At 64.3% G+C, this 15,902-nt stretch carries 13 protein-coding genes; 9 read left to right on the top strand and 4 right to left on the bottom strand.

Annotated elements, in window-relative coordinates; genetic code table 11:
* Nucleotides 1–10: 10 nt before the first annotated feature.
* From QAZ22_RS28340 to QAZ22_RS28310, 7 genes are read left to right on the top strand one after another with little or no spacing between them, the layout of a single operon-like run.
* Entirely contained in the window at nt 11–3,751 is a 3,741-nt protein-coding gene (locus tag QAZ22_RS28340) for a nitrate reductase subunit alpha (RefSeq protein ID WP_278204186.1), read from the top strand.
* Nucleotides 3,748–5,274 carry a nitrate reductase subunit beta gene (narH, locus tag QAZ22_RS28335; protein WP_278204184.1) on the top strand — a complete coding sequence of 509 codons (1,527 nt, stop codon included), beginning with the start codon at nt 3,748–3,750 and terminating at the stop codon, nt 5,272–5,274. The genes QAZ22_RS28340 and narH overlap by 4 nt, the downstream gene beginning before the upstream one ends.
* Nucleotides 5,274–5,975, top strand: coding sequence for a nitrate reductase molybdenum cofactor assembly chaperone (narJ, locus tag QAZ22_RS28330; RefSeq protein WP_278204183.1), 702 nt, complete (start codon nt 5,274–5,276; stop codon nt 5,973–5,975). The genes narH and narJ overlap by 1 nt, the downstream gene beginning before the upstream one ends.
* Nucleotides 5,976–5,987: 12 nt before the next feature.
* Nucleotides 5,988–6,767, top strand: a complete 780-nt coding sequence (gene narI / locus QAZ22_RS28325) for a respiratory nitrate reductase subunit gamma (protein ID WP_278204181.1) — start codon at nt 5,988–5,990, stop codon at nt 6,765–6,767.
* 3 nt (nt 6,768–6,770) lie between these two features.
* A complete protein-coding gene (locus QAZ22_RS28320; RefSeq protein ID WP_278204179.1) occupies nt 6,771–7,670 on the top strand; it encodes a peptidylprolyl isomerase in 900 nt (299 codons plus the stop codon).
* 10 nt (nt 7,671–7,680) lie between these two features.
* Nucleotides 7,681–7,962: a hypothetical protein gene (locus tag QAZ22_RS28315; protein WP_278204178.1), complete on the top strand. Its 282-nt coding sequence runs from the start codon at nt 7,681–7,683 to the stop codon at nt 7,960–7,962.
* Nucleotides 7,959–8,723, top strand: coding sequence for a DUF2478 domain-containing protein (locus QAZ22_RS28310; protein WP_278204176.1), 765 nt, complete (start codon nt 7,959–7,961; stop codon nt 8,721–8,723). The genes QAZ22_RS28315 and QAZ22_RS28310 overlap by 4 nt, the downstream gene beginning before the upstream one ends.
* Before the next feature lie 168 nt (nt 8,724–8,891).
* Here QAZ22_RS28310 and QAZ22_RS28305 read toward each other — a convergent pair whose 3' ends face one another.
* The 4 genes from QAZ22_RS28305 to QAZ22_RS28290 all read right to left on the bottom strand — a co-directional run bounded on the left by QAZ22_RS28305 (nt 8,892) and on the right by QAZ22_RS28290 (nt 14,731).
* Complete coding sequence (locus QAZ22_RS28305; RefSeq protein ID WP_278204174.1) at nt 8,892–12,116, bottom strand: efflux RND transporter permease subunit; 3,225 nt, start codon at nt 12,114–12,116, stop codon at nt 8,892–8,894.
* Nucleotides 12,113–13,123, bottom strand: a complete 1,011-nt coding sequence (locus tag QAZ22_RS28300) for an efflux RND transporter periplasmic adaptor subunit (protein ID WP_278204172.1) — start codon at nt 13,121–13,123, stop codon at nt 12,113–12,115. The genes QAZ22_RS28305 and QAZ22_RS28300 overlap by 4 nt, the downstream gene beginning before the upstream one ends.
* An 83-nt stretch (nt 13,124–13,206) precedes the next feature.
* Nucleotides 13,207–13,410: a DUF2892 domain-containing protein gene (locus QAZ22_RS28295; protein ID WP_127248327.1), complete on the bottom strand. Its 204-nt coding sequence runs from the start codon at nt 13,408–13,410 to the stop codon at nt 13,207–13,209.
* 28 nt (nt 13,411–13,438) lie between these two features.
* A complete protein-coding gene (locus QAZ22_RS28290; RefSeq protein ID WP_278204169.1) occupies nt 13,439–14,731 on the bottom strand; it encodes an FAD/NAD(P)-binding oxidoreductase in 1,293 nt (430 codons plus the stop codon).
* Nucleotides 14,732–14,900: 169 nt separating this feature from the next.
* Between QAZ22_RS28290 and QAZ22_RS28285 the strand changes: the two genes are divergently transcribed.
* Both QAZ22_RS28285 and QAZ22_RS28280 read left to right on the top strand, forming a co-directional pair.
* Nucleotides 14,901–15,197, top strand: coding sequence for a metalloregulator ArsR/SmtB family transcription factor (locus tag QAZ22_RS28285; RefSeq protein ID WP_278073240.1), 297 nt, complete (start codon nt 14,901–14,903; stop codon nt 15,195–15,197).
* Between the two features lie 155 nt (nt 15,198–15,352).
* Complete coding sequence (locus tag QAZ22_RS28280) at nt 15,353–15,757, top strand: host attachment protein (RefSeq protein ID WP_278204167.1); 405 nt, start codon at nt 15,353–15,355, stop codon at nt 15,755–15,757.
* The last annotated feature ends 145 nt before the right edge of the window (nt 15,758–15,902 follow it).

Below are 15,902 nucleotides of genomic sequence, written 5' to 3'. Positions count from 1 at the left end.
GGACAAAGCAATGTCGCATTTTCTCGACCGGCTAACCTTCTTTCGCAAGACCGTCGACAGTTTCTCCGACGGCCACGGGATCGTGACCAATGAGGATCGCTCCTGGGAAGACGGCTACCGCAAGCGCTGGCAGCACGACAAGATCGTGCGCTCCACCCATGGTGTGAATTGCACCGGCTCCTGCTCGTGGAAGATCTACGTCAAGGGCGGCATCGTCACTTGGGAGACGCAGCAGACCGACTATCCGCGCACGCGGCCCGATCTGCCCAATCACGAGCCTCGCGGCTGCGCGCGCGGCGCCTCCTACAGCTGGTATCTATATTCCGGCGCCCGGGTGAAATACCCGATGATCCGCGGCCGGCTGTTGAAGTTGTGGCGGGCCGCCCGCGCCAAGATGACGCCCGTCGCGGCCTGGGCCTCGATCGTGGAGGATGCGAACAAGCGCCAATCCTACATCTCGATCCGCGGCCATGGCGGCTTCGTGCGCGCCACCTGGGACGAGGTGAACGAGCTCGTTGCAGCCGCCAATGCCTACACCGCCCGCAAGCACGGCCCGGACCGCATTATCGGCTTCTCGCCGATCCCGGCCATGTCGATGGTGTCCTATGCGGCCGGCTCGCGCTATCTGTCGCTGCTCGGCGGCGTGTGCATGTCGTTCTACGACTGGTACTGCGACCTGCCGCCGGCAAGCCCGCAGACCTGGGGCGAGCAGACCGACGTTCCTGAAAGCGCCGACTGGTACAATGCCGGCTTCATCATCGTCTGGGGATCCAACGTGCCGCAGACGCGCACGCCTGACGCGCATTTCTATACCGAGGTGCGCTACAAGGGCACCAAGAGCGCCGTCGTCTCGCCGGATTATGCCGAGGCGACGAAGTTCGCCGACATCTGGCTCAATCCGAAGCAGGGAACCGACGCCGCGCTGGCGCTCGCCATGGGCCACGTCATCCTGCGCGAATACCACCTCGACCGCAGCGTCGCCTATTTCGACGACTATGCCCGACGCTACACCGACATGCCCTTCCTGGTGCGGCTTGCGGAGCGCGACGGCAGGTTCGTCCCCGAGCGCCTGCTGCGCGCCTCCGAGATCAGGGGAGCCCTCGGCGAAAAGAACAATCCGCAATGGAAGACGGTCGCCATCGACGAGGCGAAGGACGCGTTGGTGGCGCCTCTCGGATCGGCCGGCTACCGCTGGGGCGAGCACGGAAAGTGGAATCTCGAGGAAAAGGACGGCAAGGGGCGGGATGTTCGGCTGAAGCTCACCCTTGCCGGCGACGGCGCCGACATCGCGGCCGTCGATTTTCCGTATTTCGGCGGCCGCGCGAGCGAGCATTTCGTGGCCACCGAGCACGGCGAGATCCTGACCCGCAACATCCCGGTCCGCACGGTAAAGACCATCGACGGGCCGGTGAAGGTCGCGACGGTCTACGACCTGCTCATGGCCAACTACGGCCTCGACCGCGGCTTCGGCGGCGCCAATGTCGCCTCTTCCTATGACGACGACGTGCCGTTCACGCCCGCCTGGGCCGAGCGCATCACCGGGGTGAAGCGCGACGCCATCGTCACCGTGGCGCGCGAGTTCGCCACCAATGCCGAAAAGACCAACGGGCGCTCGATGGTGATCCTGGGTGCTGGCCTCAACCACTGGTATCACATGGACATGAATTACCGGGGGATCATCAACCTCCTGGTGTTCTGCGGCGCCATCGGCCAATCCGGCGGTGGCTGGTCGCATTATGTCGGCCAGGAAAAGCTGCGGCCGCAGACCGGCTGGACGCCGCTCGCCTTCGCGCTCGACTGGGCGCGGCCCCCGCGCCACCAGAACTCGACGTCCTTCTTCTACGCGCACACGGACCAATGGCGATACGAGACCCTGACGGCGGCGGAGATCCTGTCGCCGACAGCGCCCGAAGGGGACTGGAACCAGAGCTTCATCGACTACAATGTTCGCGCTGAGCGCATGGGCTGGCTGCCTTCCGCGCCGCAGATGAAGCAGAATCCCCTCGACATCGCCAAGTGCGCCTCGGCGGCTGGCCTCGAGGTCAAGGACTATGTGGCGAAAGCGCTGAAGTCGGGCGAGCTCGACCTCGCCTGCGAGGACCCGGACGATCCGGCCAATTGGCCACGCAACATGTTCGTGTGGCGCTCCAACATCCTCGGCTCCTCCGGCAAGGGCCACGAATACTTCCTGAAGCACCTGCTCGGCACCAGGCACGGCGTCATGGGTAAGGATCTCGGCGCCGAAGGCAAGGTGCGCAACAAGGAGGTCGTCTGGCACGACGAGGCGCCGCAGGGAAAGCTCGATCTTCTGGTCACGCTCGACTTCCGCATGTCGACGACCTGCGTCTACTCCGACATCGTGCTGCCGACCGCGACCTGGTACGAGAAGAACGATCTCAACACCTCCGACATGCATCCCTTCATCCATCCGCTGTCGGCGGCGGTGGACCCTGCCTGGGAAGCGCGCTCGGACTGGGATATCTACAAGGGCCTTGCCAGGGCCTTTTCCAAGGTCGCGCCGGAGGTGCTGGGCGTGGAGAAGGACGTCGTCCTCACTCCCATCCAGCACGACACACCCGGCGAGATCGCCCAGCCCTTCGATGTCGCCGACTGGAAGCGCGGCGAGATCGAACCGCTCCCCGGCAAGACGATGCCGGCCGTCAGCGTCGTCACGCGCGACTATCCGAACCTCTACGCCCGCTTTACCGCGCTCGGCCCGCTGATGACCGAGATCGGCAATGGCGGCAAGGGCATCGGCTGGGACACGGCGCATGAGGTCGAGGCGCTCGGCGCGCTCAACGGCGTCCAGGCCGCCGGCTCCGCCAAGGGGCTGCCGAGGATCGAGACGGACATCGACGCCACCGAAGTCATCCTGATGCTCGCGCCCGAAACCAATGGCGAGGTCGCGGTCAAGGCCTGGGAGGCGCTCTCCAAGGCGACCGGCCGCGACCACGCCCATCTCGCCATCCCGAAGGAAGACGAGAAGATCCGTTTCCGCGACGTTCAGGCCCAGCCGCGCAAGATCATCTCCTCGCCGACCTGGTCCGGCATCGAGAGCGAGAAGGTCTGCTACAATGCCGGCTATACGAACGTCCACGAACTGATCCCGTGGCGCACCCTGACCGGGCGCCAGCAGCTCTATCAGGATCATCTGTGGATGCGGGCCTTCGGCGAAGGCTTAATCACCTGGAAGCCGCCGGTCGACCTCAAGACGATTCCCGCCGTCAAGGGGCTGAGGCCCAACGGCAACAAGGAAATCGTCCTCAACTTCATCACGCCCCACCAGAAATGGGGCATCCACTCCACCTACAGCGACAATCTCCTGATGCTGACGCTCAATCGCGGCGGTCCGGTCGTGTGGATTTCGGAGACCGACGCCAAGGCCGCGGACATAGTCGACAACGACTGGGTCGAGGTCTTCAACGCCAACGGAGCGCTAACGGCCCGCGCCGTCGTCTCCCAGCGCGTCAAGCAGGGCATGATGCTGATGTATCACGCGCAGGAGAAGATCGTGAACACGCCGGGCTCCGAACTGACCGGCAACCGCGGCGGCATCCACAATTCGGTGACGCGCACGGTGCTCAAGCCGACGCACATGATCGGCGGCTATGTCCACCAGTCCTACGGCTTCAACTACTACGGAACCGTGGGCTCCAACCGCGACGAGTTCATCGTGGTCCGCAAGATGGCGGCCGTCGACTGGCTCGAGGAACCCTTGCAAGCCAATGCTCCCAGGGAGGCAGCAGAATGAAGATCCGCGCTCAGATCGCGATGGTGCTGAACCTCGACAAATGCATCGGGTGTCACACCTGCTCGGTTACCTGCAAGAACGTCTGGACCAACCGGGAAGGCGTCGAATACGCATGGTTCAACAATGTCGAGACCAAGCCGGGCGTCGGCTATCCCAGGGAGTGGGAGAACCAGCAGAAATGGAACGGCGGCTGGCGCCGCAAGAAGAATGGCAGGATCGAGCCGAAGATGGGCGCCAAGTGGCGCATCCTTGCCAACATCTTCGCGAACCCTGATTTGCCGGAGATCGACGACTATTACGAGCCGTTCACTTTCGACTACGAACACCTGCACACGGCGAAGGAATCGAAGGCTTTCCCCACGGCCCGCCCGCGCTCGGCCATCACTGGCGAGCGCATGGAAAAGATCGAATGGGGTCCGAACTGGGAGGAGATCCTCGGCGGCGAGTTCGAGAAGCGGTCGAAGGACGTGAACTTCGAGGGCGTCCAGAAGGACATCTACGGCCAGTTCGAAAACACCTTCATGATGTACCTGCCGAGGCTTTGCGAGCACTGCCTCAACCCGGCTTGCGCGGCGGTGTGCCCGTCGGGAGCCATCTATAAACGCGAGGAGGACGGCATCGTCCTGATCGATCAGGACAAGTGCCGCGGCTGGCGCATGTGTGTCTCCGGCTGCCCCTACAAGAAGATCTACTACAACTGGTCGTCGGGCAAATCGGAGAAGTGCATCTTCTGCTTCCCGCGCATCGAGGCGGGGCAGCCGACCGTTTGTTCGGAGACCTGCGTCGGGCGCATCCGCTATCTCGGCGTGATCCTCTACGACGCCGACCGCATCGAGGCGGCCGCCAGCACGCCGCGGGAGAAAGACCTCTATCAGGCGCAGCTCGACGTTTTCCTCGATCCGAACGATCCGGCCGTCATCGCCCAGGCCCGTGCCGACGGGATTCCCGACAACTGGCTGGAGGCGGCCAAATTGTCGCCGGTCTGGAAGATGGCGATGGAGTGGAAGATCGCCTTTCCGCTGCACCCTGAGTACCGCACCCTGCCGATGGTCTGGTACGTGCCGCCGCTCTCGCCCATCCAGTCGGCCGCGGCGGCCGGCAAGATGGGGCTGGACGGCGACATGCCCGACGTGCGCAGCCTGCGCATCCCGCTCCAGTATCTCGCCAATCTGCTGACGGCGGGCAATGAGGAACCCGTTGCCCTTGCGCTCGAACGCATGCTGGCGATGCGAAGCTATATGCGGGCAAAGACGATCGACGGCCGCCTCGACGAGTCGATCGCTGCGCGGGTCGGCCTGACCGGCTCGGCCATCGACGAAATGTACAAGGTGATGGCGATCGCCAATTACGAGGATCGTTTCGTCATCCCGACGTCGCACCGCGAATGGAGCGAGGACGCCCAGGACATGCGCGGCTCTTGCGGCTTCTCCTTCGGCAATGGCTGCTCGGGCGGTTCCACGGAGACCAACCTCTTCGGCACTAGGCAGACCAAGCGGCCGACAAACCCGATGGAGATCGCGTGATGGTGGCGCCGCTCTCGAACAGGACCTTCAAGGCGCTCTCGGCGCTCCTTTCCTATCCAACCGAGGAGCTTTGCGCGGCGATCCCGGAAATCGCCGCGGCGATCGCGGCCGAGGGATTGGTATCGGACGAAGCAGGCAAGCACCTGCAGCTCCTGCTTGCCGATCTGGCCACGCTCGACCTTTACGATCTCCAGGAGCGTTACGTCGAGTTGTTCGACAAGACGCGCCGTCACTCGCTGCACCTCTTCGAGCACATCCATGGCGAGAGCCGCGATCGCGGCCAGGCGATGGTCGATCTGGTCGAACATTACCGGCGTGGCGGGCTTCTCGTCGCGGCAAACGAATTGCCCGACTTCATCCCGCTTTTCCTCGAGTTCCTCTCAGCCCGTCCCTTTGAGGAGGCGCGCGGCCTGCTCGATGAAACCGCCCACATCTTCTCGCTGCTGGAAGAGCGGCTCGCTAAGCGCAACGCAGGCTATGCCGCCGTGTTCACGGCACTACGCTCGATTGCCAGCGTGCCTGCCGTGGTCGCCGCCGCCGCCGAAATCGGCGAGCCCGACGACCTGGCGGCCATCGATGCCGCCTGGGAAGAGACCGCCGTGGCATTCGGTCCCGGAAATGCGACCGCCGGCTGTTCCGTCGACCGGCTGAGAATCCAGATGCGCGCCGCCAATCGCGATGCGCGCAACAATGCGGCCTGACGGAGGGAAGCTATGTCCGACACAATCAACGACGCGCTCTTTGGCTGGTATCCCTATTTCTGCCTGACGATCTTCCTGCTCGGCAGCCTGATCCGCTTCGATCGCGAGCAGTACACCTGGAAGACGGGCTCCTCCCAGCTGCTGCGGCGGCGCCAGCTCCGCTGGGGCTCCAATCTCTTCCATGTGGGTATACTGGTGATCTTCGGCGGTCATTTCGTCGGCCTGCTGACGCCTATCTGGGTCTTCGATGCGCTCGGCGTTTCCCACAGCTTCAAGCAGGGTCTTGCCATCACCGCCGGCGGAATCGCCGGTGTTGCCTGCTTCATCGGCATATCGCTTCTTGCCCATCGCCGGCTGTTCGATCCGCGCATCCGCAACACCTCGGCGCCCGGCGACATCGCGATTTTGTTGTTGCTCTGGCTGCAGCTCACGCTTGGCCTTTCAACCATCTTCGTCTCGCTCGGTCACATGGACGGCCACGAGATGGTGAAATTCATGAACTGGGCGCAGGGCATTCTCACCTTGCAGCCGGCGGCCGCGGCCTATGTCGCCGACGTCAACCCGATCTTCAAGGCGCATCTCCTGCTCGGCATGACGATCTTCCTGGTCTTCCCGTTCACCAGGCTGGTTCATGTCTGGAGCGCGCCGGTCTGGTATCTCGGCCGCCCAGGTTACCAGGTCGTGCGCACACGCTTCGCGACCCGCCGGCAGCCCGCACCGGCGCCTGCGGTGCGGTCGTCCGCGCCGGTGCGGCGGCCCGCTGCCGCTCCCTCCCACCAGCCTGCGGAGTAGACCATGGCCGCGCTCGTCATCGATCACTCGGCCGGCCGCAAATCGTCCGAACATCCGCACGAACACCGGCCTGCGGCTCCCGACACGGCGCCGTCCCGCGAGCGCGTGGCGATGCCGCTGGTGACCGTCAACGGAGTGGCGATATCGCGCAAGGCGATCGCCGCCGAGGTGCAGAACTTTCCCGCCCGCAATCCCGGCGAGGGCTGGCGTGCCGCGACCCGTGCGCTCGTCATCCGCGAGTTGCTCCTGCAGGAGGCGCGGCGTCTCGGTATCGCCGCCGAGCAGAGGACCGACCAGGATGGGCGCAGGGAGACCATCGAAGACGCGCTGGTGCGCGGCCTGATCGAGCGCGAGGTCCGCGTTCCCGAGGCGGACGAGGAGATGCTGCGGCGCTTCTACGAGAACAATCTTCGCCGCTTCGTGACGCCGCCGCTCTATGAGGCCGACCACATTCTCGTAACTGCCCGCCGCGATGATCGCGAGGCCTTTGCCGCCGCGCGTGAAAAGGCGCTGTCGCTCAGGTCCAGCCTTGCGGCGGCGCCCGAGCGTTTCGCGGTGCTGGCGCGCGACTGTTCGGATTGTCCGTCGGGAGCCCTTGGCGGCAGCCTCGGCCAGATCGGGCCGGGCGACACGACGCCGGAATTCGAGGCCGCTCTCGGCGATCTCGCACCGGGTGAGATTTCTTCGCCGGTGGAAACGCGTTACGGCGTCCACCTCATCCGCCTGACGCGGCGCATCGATGGCCGCCAGCTTCCGTTCGAGGCCGTGCGGGAACGCATCGCGTCCTACCTGGCCGAGCACGTCAGCAGGCAGGCGACGGCGCAATACGTCTCCCTCCTTGTCGGCCGGGCGGACATCGGCGGCATTGTCATAGACGGCGCTTCCTCGCCGCTGGTGCAGTGAGGCGGATGCGATGCTCGGAGATGTCATTGCCTCGCTGGAGGACCCGAAAGCGGCCATGGCAATCGTTGCCGCTTTCGAAGAGCCGGCCTTGGCCGCGCGGCTGACCGCCGCTGCCGATCAGTCCGGTCGTTCGCCGGCCGATATCGTCGGCTCGGCCGTTCGCAATTTCGTGGACACCGCATCCGACGATCTTTGGACGCAACTCATCGGGATCATGAACCGTGCGCAGGATCCGGGTCTTGCGGCCATGCGCGCGATTCTCGAAAAGACGCTGCCGGGCGCCGAGGCATGACCGCGCCGGCAATACTGCCCGACAGTTGCTTCTGCGCGAGCGCAGGTGCGGTGCCCTTCGAGACGGCGCGAAGCGTGGCCTTGGGCGCCGCCTCGCTGGTCTCAGCGCATAAGACCGATCCGGTCGTCTGCTGCACGGCAGACAAATTCAAACTGAAGGAGAACCCCATGCAGGGCATTCGTCCCGACTGTCCCATCACCGCGATCGTCTATTCGAACGGTTCGGAGTTCGAGGCATTCCTGCGGGAAGTTACTGCCATCATGGCCGAGCGGGGCATGCGCTTGGCTGGCCTTGTCCAGCTAAGCGAACCGAAACCGGATCGCGTGAAATGCGACATGCATCTGCGGGATCTCGCGACAGGCCAGCTCCACGGCATATCCGACGATCGAGGTCCCCATGCCCGAGGCTGTGTTTTGAATATCGATCGGCTGCTCGGCGCTTGTGAAGCCGCGGCAGCGGGATTGTGCGGTCAGACCGATCTGCTGGTTCTCTGCAAATTCGGAAAGACCGAGGCCGAAGGGGGTGGCTTCAGGGCTCTGATCGCCAAGGCGCTCGAGCTTTCCGTACCCGTGCTGATCGGCGTTCCTGTCGTCAATCTTGCGCCGTTCCGCGAATTTGCAGCCGACCTCGCCCGGGAAATCGAACTGTCTCATCTTTCGTCCGATCGGTTCGCGGCCGTGGAGCGTCTGCTCCGCGGTAGCTCGATGCGTGATCCCAACCAATCCCAGGATGGGAGAATGGCCGGTGCCGAGGTGGCTTGAGATCATTCTGCGCTCCATCGTTGCCGGCGGAGCTGCGGGCGCTTGTGCGGCCGTCGTCAATTTGACCGGCGGCCCGTCGGTTTTGATTTCTTTGGCCGCGATCCTGATAGTGTTCGGCGTCTCCGGCGATTTCCGCCAGGGCTAAACACTTCACTGGCTTGCTCGGGGTTACCCAGCCTGCGGTGCTTCACCGGCAGGCGGGTCACCGCGCAGCGCTACGTAGATCGCCGGGATGACGAGCACGGTCAGCAGCGTCGAGGAGGCGAGGCCGAACAGCAGGGATATGGCGAGACCCTGGAAGATCGGATCGGTCAGGATCACCGCGGCGCCGATCATCGCGGCGAGCGCGGTGAGCAGGATCGGCTTGAAGCGGATCGCTCCGGCCTTGAGCAGCACGCCGACGAGCGGGTCGTCGGGCCCTCTGGCGTGCCGGATGAAATCCACCAGCAGGATCGAGTTGCGCACGATGATGCCGGCAAGCGCAATGAACCCGATCATCGAGGTTGCCGTGAAGGGCGCGGCGAAGGCCCAGTGGCCGAGCATGATGCCGATCAGCGTCAGCGGGATCGGGGTCAGGATGACCAGCGGCAGCTTGAACGATCCGAACTGCGCGACGACCAGGATGTAGATGCCGAGGATAGCCACCATGAAGGCGGCACCCATGTCGCGGAACGTCACCCAGGTCACCTCCCACTCGCCGTCCCACAATAAAGTGGGCTTGGATTCGTCGTCCGGCTGGCCGTGCAGCGCGATCGCCGGTTTGGGCACGTTGCCCCAGTCCGCCTTGGCGATCGCGTCATCCACGGCGAGCATGCCATAGACCGGCGCCTCGAACGCGCCGGCCAGTTCGCCCATCACCATCTCGGCCGGGCGCCCGTTGTGGCGGAAGATCGGGTAGGAGGCCGGCTCCCGGCTCACCCGCACGACGTCGCCAAGCTCGACAACGTCGCGCGCGCCGGGCAGCGCGTTTGCTGCCACCGGCGTTGCCAGGGCGCGCTGGTCGGCCACGCCGTTTGTCTTGGACAAGGCCATGCGGATCGGGATCGGCAGGCGTCCGCCGCCCCGGTGCGAGTAGCCGACCGTGGTGCCGCCGTAGAGATAGCTCAGCGTGTCGTACACGTCCGCTTGCTCGACCTTGTAGTATTCCAGGTTGTCCTGGTCGATCGAAAGCCGCAGCCGTTCCGGCTGGTTGTGGAAGCTGTCGTCGACGTCGACGATGAACGGGACGCTGGCGAAGGTCTCGCGCACCTTGGCCGCGACCGCACGGCGGGTCTCGGCGTCCGGGCCGTAGATTTCGGCCAGCAGCGTGCCGAGAACCGGGGGCCCCGGCGGCGGCTCGACCACCTTCAGCACCGTGCCCGCCGGCATCACCATTCCCTTCAAGTGATCGCGCAAGTCGAGCGCAACGGCATGGCTGGCGCGGCTGCGCTCGCCCTTGGGAAGCAGGTTGACGGCAATGTCGCCCTGTTCAGGGCTCGATCGCAGGTAGTAGTGGCGCACCAGGCCGTTGAAGTTGAAAGGCGCGGCGGCGCCTGCGTAGGTCTGGAACGAAACCACTTCCGGCACCGAGGCCAGCCGGTTCACGGCGGCTTGCAGCAGCCGGTCGGTATCCTCGACCGATGAGCCCTTGGGCAGGTCCGCCACGATCTGGAGCTCGGTCTTGTTGTCGAAGGGCAGAAGCTTGACCGTCACATGCTTGGTGTAGATCAGCGCCATGGACCCGATCGTGGCGACGCCCACGAGCAAAAGGAAGGCCCACGCCCGGAACCGCGACTTCAAGATCGGCCGCGCCACCGCGACATAGATGCGCCCCAGCACGCCGCCATGCGCGCTGCCGGCACGGCCATGCGCGCCGGCCTGATCCTTGCCGCCGAGCTTCATCATCAGCCATGGCGTCAGCATCACCGCGACGAAGAAGGAGAACAGCATTGCGGCCGAGGCGTTGGCCGGGATCGGGCTCATATAGGGACCCATGAGGCCGGAAACGAACAGCATGGGAAGCAGCGCCGCCACCACGGTCAGCGTCGCCACGATGGTGGGATTGCCGACCTCGGCGACCGCGTCGATCGCCGCCTGGGTGCGCGAACGTCCATCGTCCATCGCCCAGTGGCGCGCGATGTTCTCGATGATCACGATCGCGTCGTCGACGAGGATGCCGATGGAGAAGATCAGCGCGAACAGGCTGACGCGGTTCAGCGTGTAGCCCATGACGCGCGATGCGAACATGGTCAGCAGGATCGTCGTGGGTATCACCACGGCCACCACCAGAGCTTCCCGCCAACCGATTGCGACGGCGACCAGGAGAACGATGGAGACGGTCGCCAAGCCGAGATGGAAGAGCAATTCGTTGGCCTTCTCATTGGCCGTTTCGCCATAGTTGCGCGTCACGGCCATCTCGACGTCCTTGGGGAAAATCTGGCCGCGCACCTGATCTAGGCGCTTGACGATCGTATTGGCGATGACGACCGCATTGGTACCCGGTCGCTTCGCGATCGCCACCGACACGGCCGGCGTGCGTTCGAGACCTTTGTCGGATTTGACGATGTCGGTGACGCGGTTCTCCGCCGGCGACGTCGCGAGCACGATGCTGGCGACGTCGCGGATATAGACCGGCCGGCCGTCGCGAGCGGTCAGCAAAAGGTTGCCGATATCGGACAAAGCCTGCAGCGTCTGGCCGGCCACCAGCACCCGCTGGTTGCTCTGGTCGCGCACCGTGCCGATCTGGAAGGAACGGTTGGCGCCCGCGATCTTGCCCGTCAACTGCTGCAGCGTGATGCCGTAGAGCGAGAGCTTTTCCGGATCCGGTTCGACCTGGATCTCTTCCGGCTGCTCCCCGACTATGTAGGTGAGGCCGATATCGGGAAGCTTTGCGACCTCGACCTGCAGTTCATGCGCAAGGCGCGTCAGATCCGCAGAGGAGTAGCGCGTCGCTGCCTGTCGCGCCGGCGTCAGCGTCACCACCACGATGGCGACGTCATCAATGCCGCGCCCGACGATCAGCGGCTCCGGGATCCCGACGGGGATGCGATCCATGTTGGCGCGGACCTTGTCGTGGACACGCAGGATCGCGGCATCCGAGCTGGTGCCGACCTTGAAGCGCGCGGTCACCAGCGCGCCGTCATCCGTGGTCTGCGAGTAGACGTGCTCCACGCCGTCTATGCCCTTGATGATCGTCTCCAGCGGCTCGGTCACGAGCTTGACGGCATCCTCGGCCTTCAGGCCGTTGGCGGACACGTGGATGTCGACCATGGGTACGGAGATCTGCGGTTCCTCCTCACGCGGCAGAGTGACCAGGGCCACAAGCCCGAGCGCCAGCGCGGCCAGCAGGAACAGAGGCGTCAGCGGCGATGCGATGAAGGAACGGGTAAGCCAGCCGGCGATGCCGAGTTTCATGGCAGGACGACCTTGTCGCCATCGGCAAGACCACTCAGGATCTCGACGCGAGGCTGGCCGGCGTCCTGGAATTCCCCGCCCAGCACGACCGCGACCTCGAGCGGGCCGTCCGCCGTCTCGACCGTGACGTAGTCTATGCCGTGGATGGTCCTGAGTGCCTCCGGCGGGACACCCAGCATGGTCCGTTTGGCAACCGGTATGGAAACGAGCGTGCGCTCATTGACGAAATAGGTCCCGATATCGACGACTTCGACGTCGGCAATCACGCGGCCATTCTCGATCTCGGGGTAGACCTTGGCGATCCGTCCCTCGCTGGCCTTGACGAAGCCGGCATTGGTACCCGTGCCGCGTTCGCCGATGTCGACGCGGGCGCCTTCCGTTATTTCGACGGCGTGCCGTTCCGGCAAGGACAGTCGCAGATAGTATTGGCCCGACGCCACCCGTGCGACGGGTTCGCCCGCCATGACCACCGAGCCGGCGGCCACCGGTACCGTCAGCACCCGGCCGTCGGCCGGAGCCAGGACATCGCCTTCCCTGGTGCTTTGCTCGATGACCGCCTTCTCGGCAATCGCAGCCGCCAGCTGGTTCGTGACGACATCGAACTGCGTCTTGGCGGCGTCGACCCGGCTTTGAGCGGCGGCACCCTTGGCGAGCAGGTCCTGCGCGCGCTGCAGATCGGTGCGGGCGCTGTCGAGTTGCGAATTCAGCGCCGCGATCTTGGCGTCGGCGGCTCTGAGCTGCAGTGCGAGCTTGTCGTCGACGACCGTGGCAATCACGTCGCCCTTGCTTACCTCAGCGCCCTCCGAGACGCGGACGGACGCGACGGTTCCCGAAATCCTCGCCCTGGCCGGCAGGATGGTGCGGCTCTCCACCTGTCCATACACAGCCTTCATCTCGGTGACGGCCGCGGCCTTGACTGTGAAATCGGCGGCGCGTGCATCGACCGCGACAAGGCCGGCGGCGCCGATCAGAACAATGCTCGCGAGGGCCGATCGTATGGTTGTCATTATGCTTGTCTCGTCGATTGAAATGGGTCGGGAGCGACTGGGCCGCCTCCCGACAGCGGCCAATTGCTCGCAATGACGTGCCGCTATTTGAACGCCACGCCCGGCTTGCAGCCGAGCTTCTTGAAGACCATCGCCGCCGGGCAGAAGCCCGTGACCGAGGCCTGCACCATGTTGAGCCCGGCGAATGCGGTCAGCAGGAACCAGTAGGGCGAATAGTAGATGCCGAGCGCGAGCGATATCAGCACCATGAAGCCCGCGAACATGAGAACTGCCCTGTCTATCGTCATGACCTTTTTCTCCTGGAAACCGCCGTGCCTATTCGGCCGGCTCGATGTGGATGGCCTTGAGTTTCTTGATGCCGAGAACGTCGAGCGCCAGCCCCTCATAGAAGGTCTCGCTCTTTCCCTGCCGCACCTTGTGGAGGAAGTATTTCTCGAACCCGACCTTCGCCGCGTGAACCCACTTGCCCTGCGAGGACCAGTTGACGTTGCGGGGAGGGATCTGCGGCTGCGCGACGAAGGCTATGCCTTCATCGCCGAAATCGGCGAGGCAGACCGCATTCCATGTCGCGACGGCCCTCGGCTCCTCGCCGCGCAGAAGCGCGCCGATGTTCTCGGCGGTGGCCGTGACCATGGATTCGATCATGAAACCCGTCTTCGGCACGCCCACGGGAAGCGGTGTCTTGCCGACCGGCGGAATGGCGACGCAGACGCCGATGGCGAAGACGTTCGGATAGGTCTGGTTGCGCTGATGCTTGTCGATGGTGACGAAGCCGCGTGGATTGACCATGCCCTCGACACCCATCACCGCCGGCACGCCGCGGAAAGCCGGCAGCATCATCGAGAAGGCGAAGGGAAGGTCATGCTTGGCCTTGGTCGTCCCATCGTCGTTGACTTCCTCGACATGCATCACGCCGGCGTCGACCGAAGCCACCTTGGCGTTGGTGACCCACTTGATGTGGCGATCGCGCATGGCGCTCTCGAGCAGGCCCTTGGTGTCGCCGACTCCGTCGAGGCCGAGATGGCCGATATAGGGTTCCGGCGTCACGAAGGTCATCGGCACGCGGTCGCGCACCCTGGCCTTGCGCAGCGCGGTGTCCAGGATGAAGGCGAATTCATAGGCCGGGCCGTAGCAGGATGCGCCCTGGACCGCGCCCACGACTATAGGACCTGGCTTGCGGACCAATTCGTCGAACCTCGCCCGCGCGGCGACGGCATGATCGATCTGGCAAATGGATTGGGTGTGTCCGGCAGGTCCGAGACCTGGCACCTCGTCGAAGGCAAGATCCGGGCCGGTCGCGATGATCAGATAGTCGTAATCGACGAAGGAGCCGTCGTTGAGCTCGACGCGGTTTTCCTTCGCATGCACCTTCTTCGCGCCCTCGGGACGTAGCGCGATGCCGCGCCTTTTGAAGGTGTCCGCCAGATCGACGGTGACGTCCTTGCGCTCCCGCCAGCCGACGGCCACCCAGGGATTGGAAGGCACAAAGGAATAGGACGTGCCGAGGGTGACGACGGTCAGCCGATCCTCGCCGCGCAGCTTGTCGCGCATTTCATACGCCATGATCGTGCCGCCGAGACCTGCTCCGAGGACGACGATGTGGGACATGATATCCTCCCGTTGGTTCGACCTTCCGCAGCATTCTGCGCGGGAAGGCAGCGTTCTGCGTTGATCGGGCTCAATTTCCAAACGGGGCGGCACGATTGTAAGGTGACGGCGTCGGTGAGCCCGAACGGCAAGCTTGCATGTAACATTCAAAGATTATAAATTCAAGAAAATGAATGTACGAGAATTGATCCCGGCCTCGGGCAAGGCGGCGGAACTCCTCCGCAGCCTGTCCCATCCACAGCGTTTGCTCGTTCTGTGCGCCCTCGGCGACGAGGAGCGCTCGGTGGCCGAGCTGCGCGAACTGCTCGACATCGACCAGGTGCCGATGTCGCAACAGCTTATGCGGCTGAGGGCCGACGGGCTGGTCGAGGCCCGCCGCGACGGGACCACCGTCTATTACCGCATCACCAGGCCGGAAGTGCTGACGGTCATCGAAGCGCTGCATTCGGCTTTCTGCCCGAAGTAGGTGACCGCAGCTTTGAGGCTGGGGAGAGCTTCTTGCTCACCGCCCGTTCTTCGCTTGATCCACGTCAAGGCAGCGCAACCGGATCTGCAATCTCCTTTTCGCATTGATGCATCAGGCGGACGAACGCCCACGCGATCCGATTGTGGAGAAGACACATGATCCTGAATAATGACACCCTTGTCGCGGTTACGGATGGCGAGAAGTTGCGGCTGTTCCACAACAAGGGCCACGAGCCGCATCTCGATTTGATCGAGATCGAGGATCCCGTCCTTGAAGTAGCCCGCGCCGGATCCGGCGGCAGGCACCGCAGCTCTACCGCCAACCCGGACGACTCCCGGCTGCGTGAGGATGATTTTGCCGGGTCGGTTGCGGCCTATCTCAACCACCAGGCGCTCGAGGAAGCGTACGAGCACATACTGGTGATCGCCGATCCGCGTACGCTTGGCGAAATGCGCAGACACTACCAGCCGTCGTTGAATGCGAAGCTGGTGGGCGAGATCGGCAAGGATTTCGTCAAACATTCGGTGGAATCGATCAAATACGCCGTCGCGACGGCGTGAACGAAGTTTGTGCGTCGCCATCATGAATGGCGACGCACGCTTACGCGAGCGGATCAGGTCACGATAGCGGCCGGTATTCGTGATTGCGGCAGTCAGCCCACTTCGGCGAATGGTGTCGCCGATCTCTTCATGTTCCGCGGCCGCC

The organism is Mesorhizobium sp. WSM4906, assembly GCF_029674625.1.
GTDB lineage: Bacteria > Pseudomonadota > Alphaproteobacteria > Rhizobiales > Rhizobiaceae > Mesorhizobium.
This window is presented reverse-complemented; position numbering and strand designations above follow the sequence as displayed.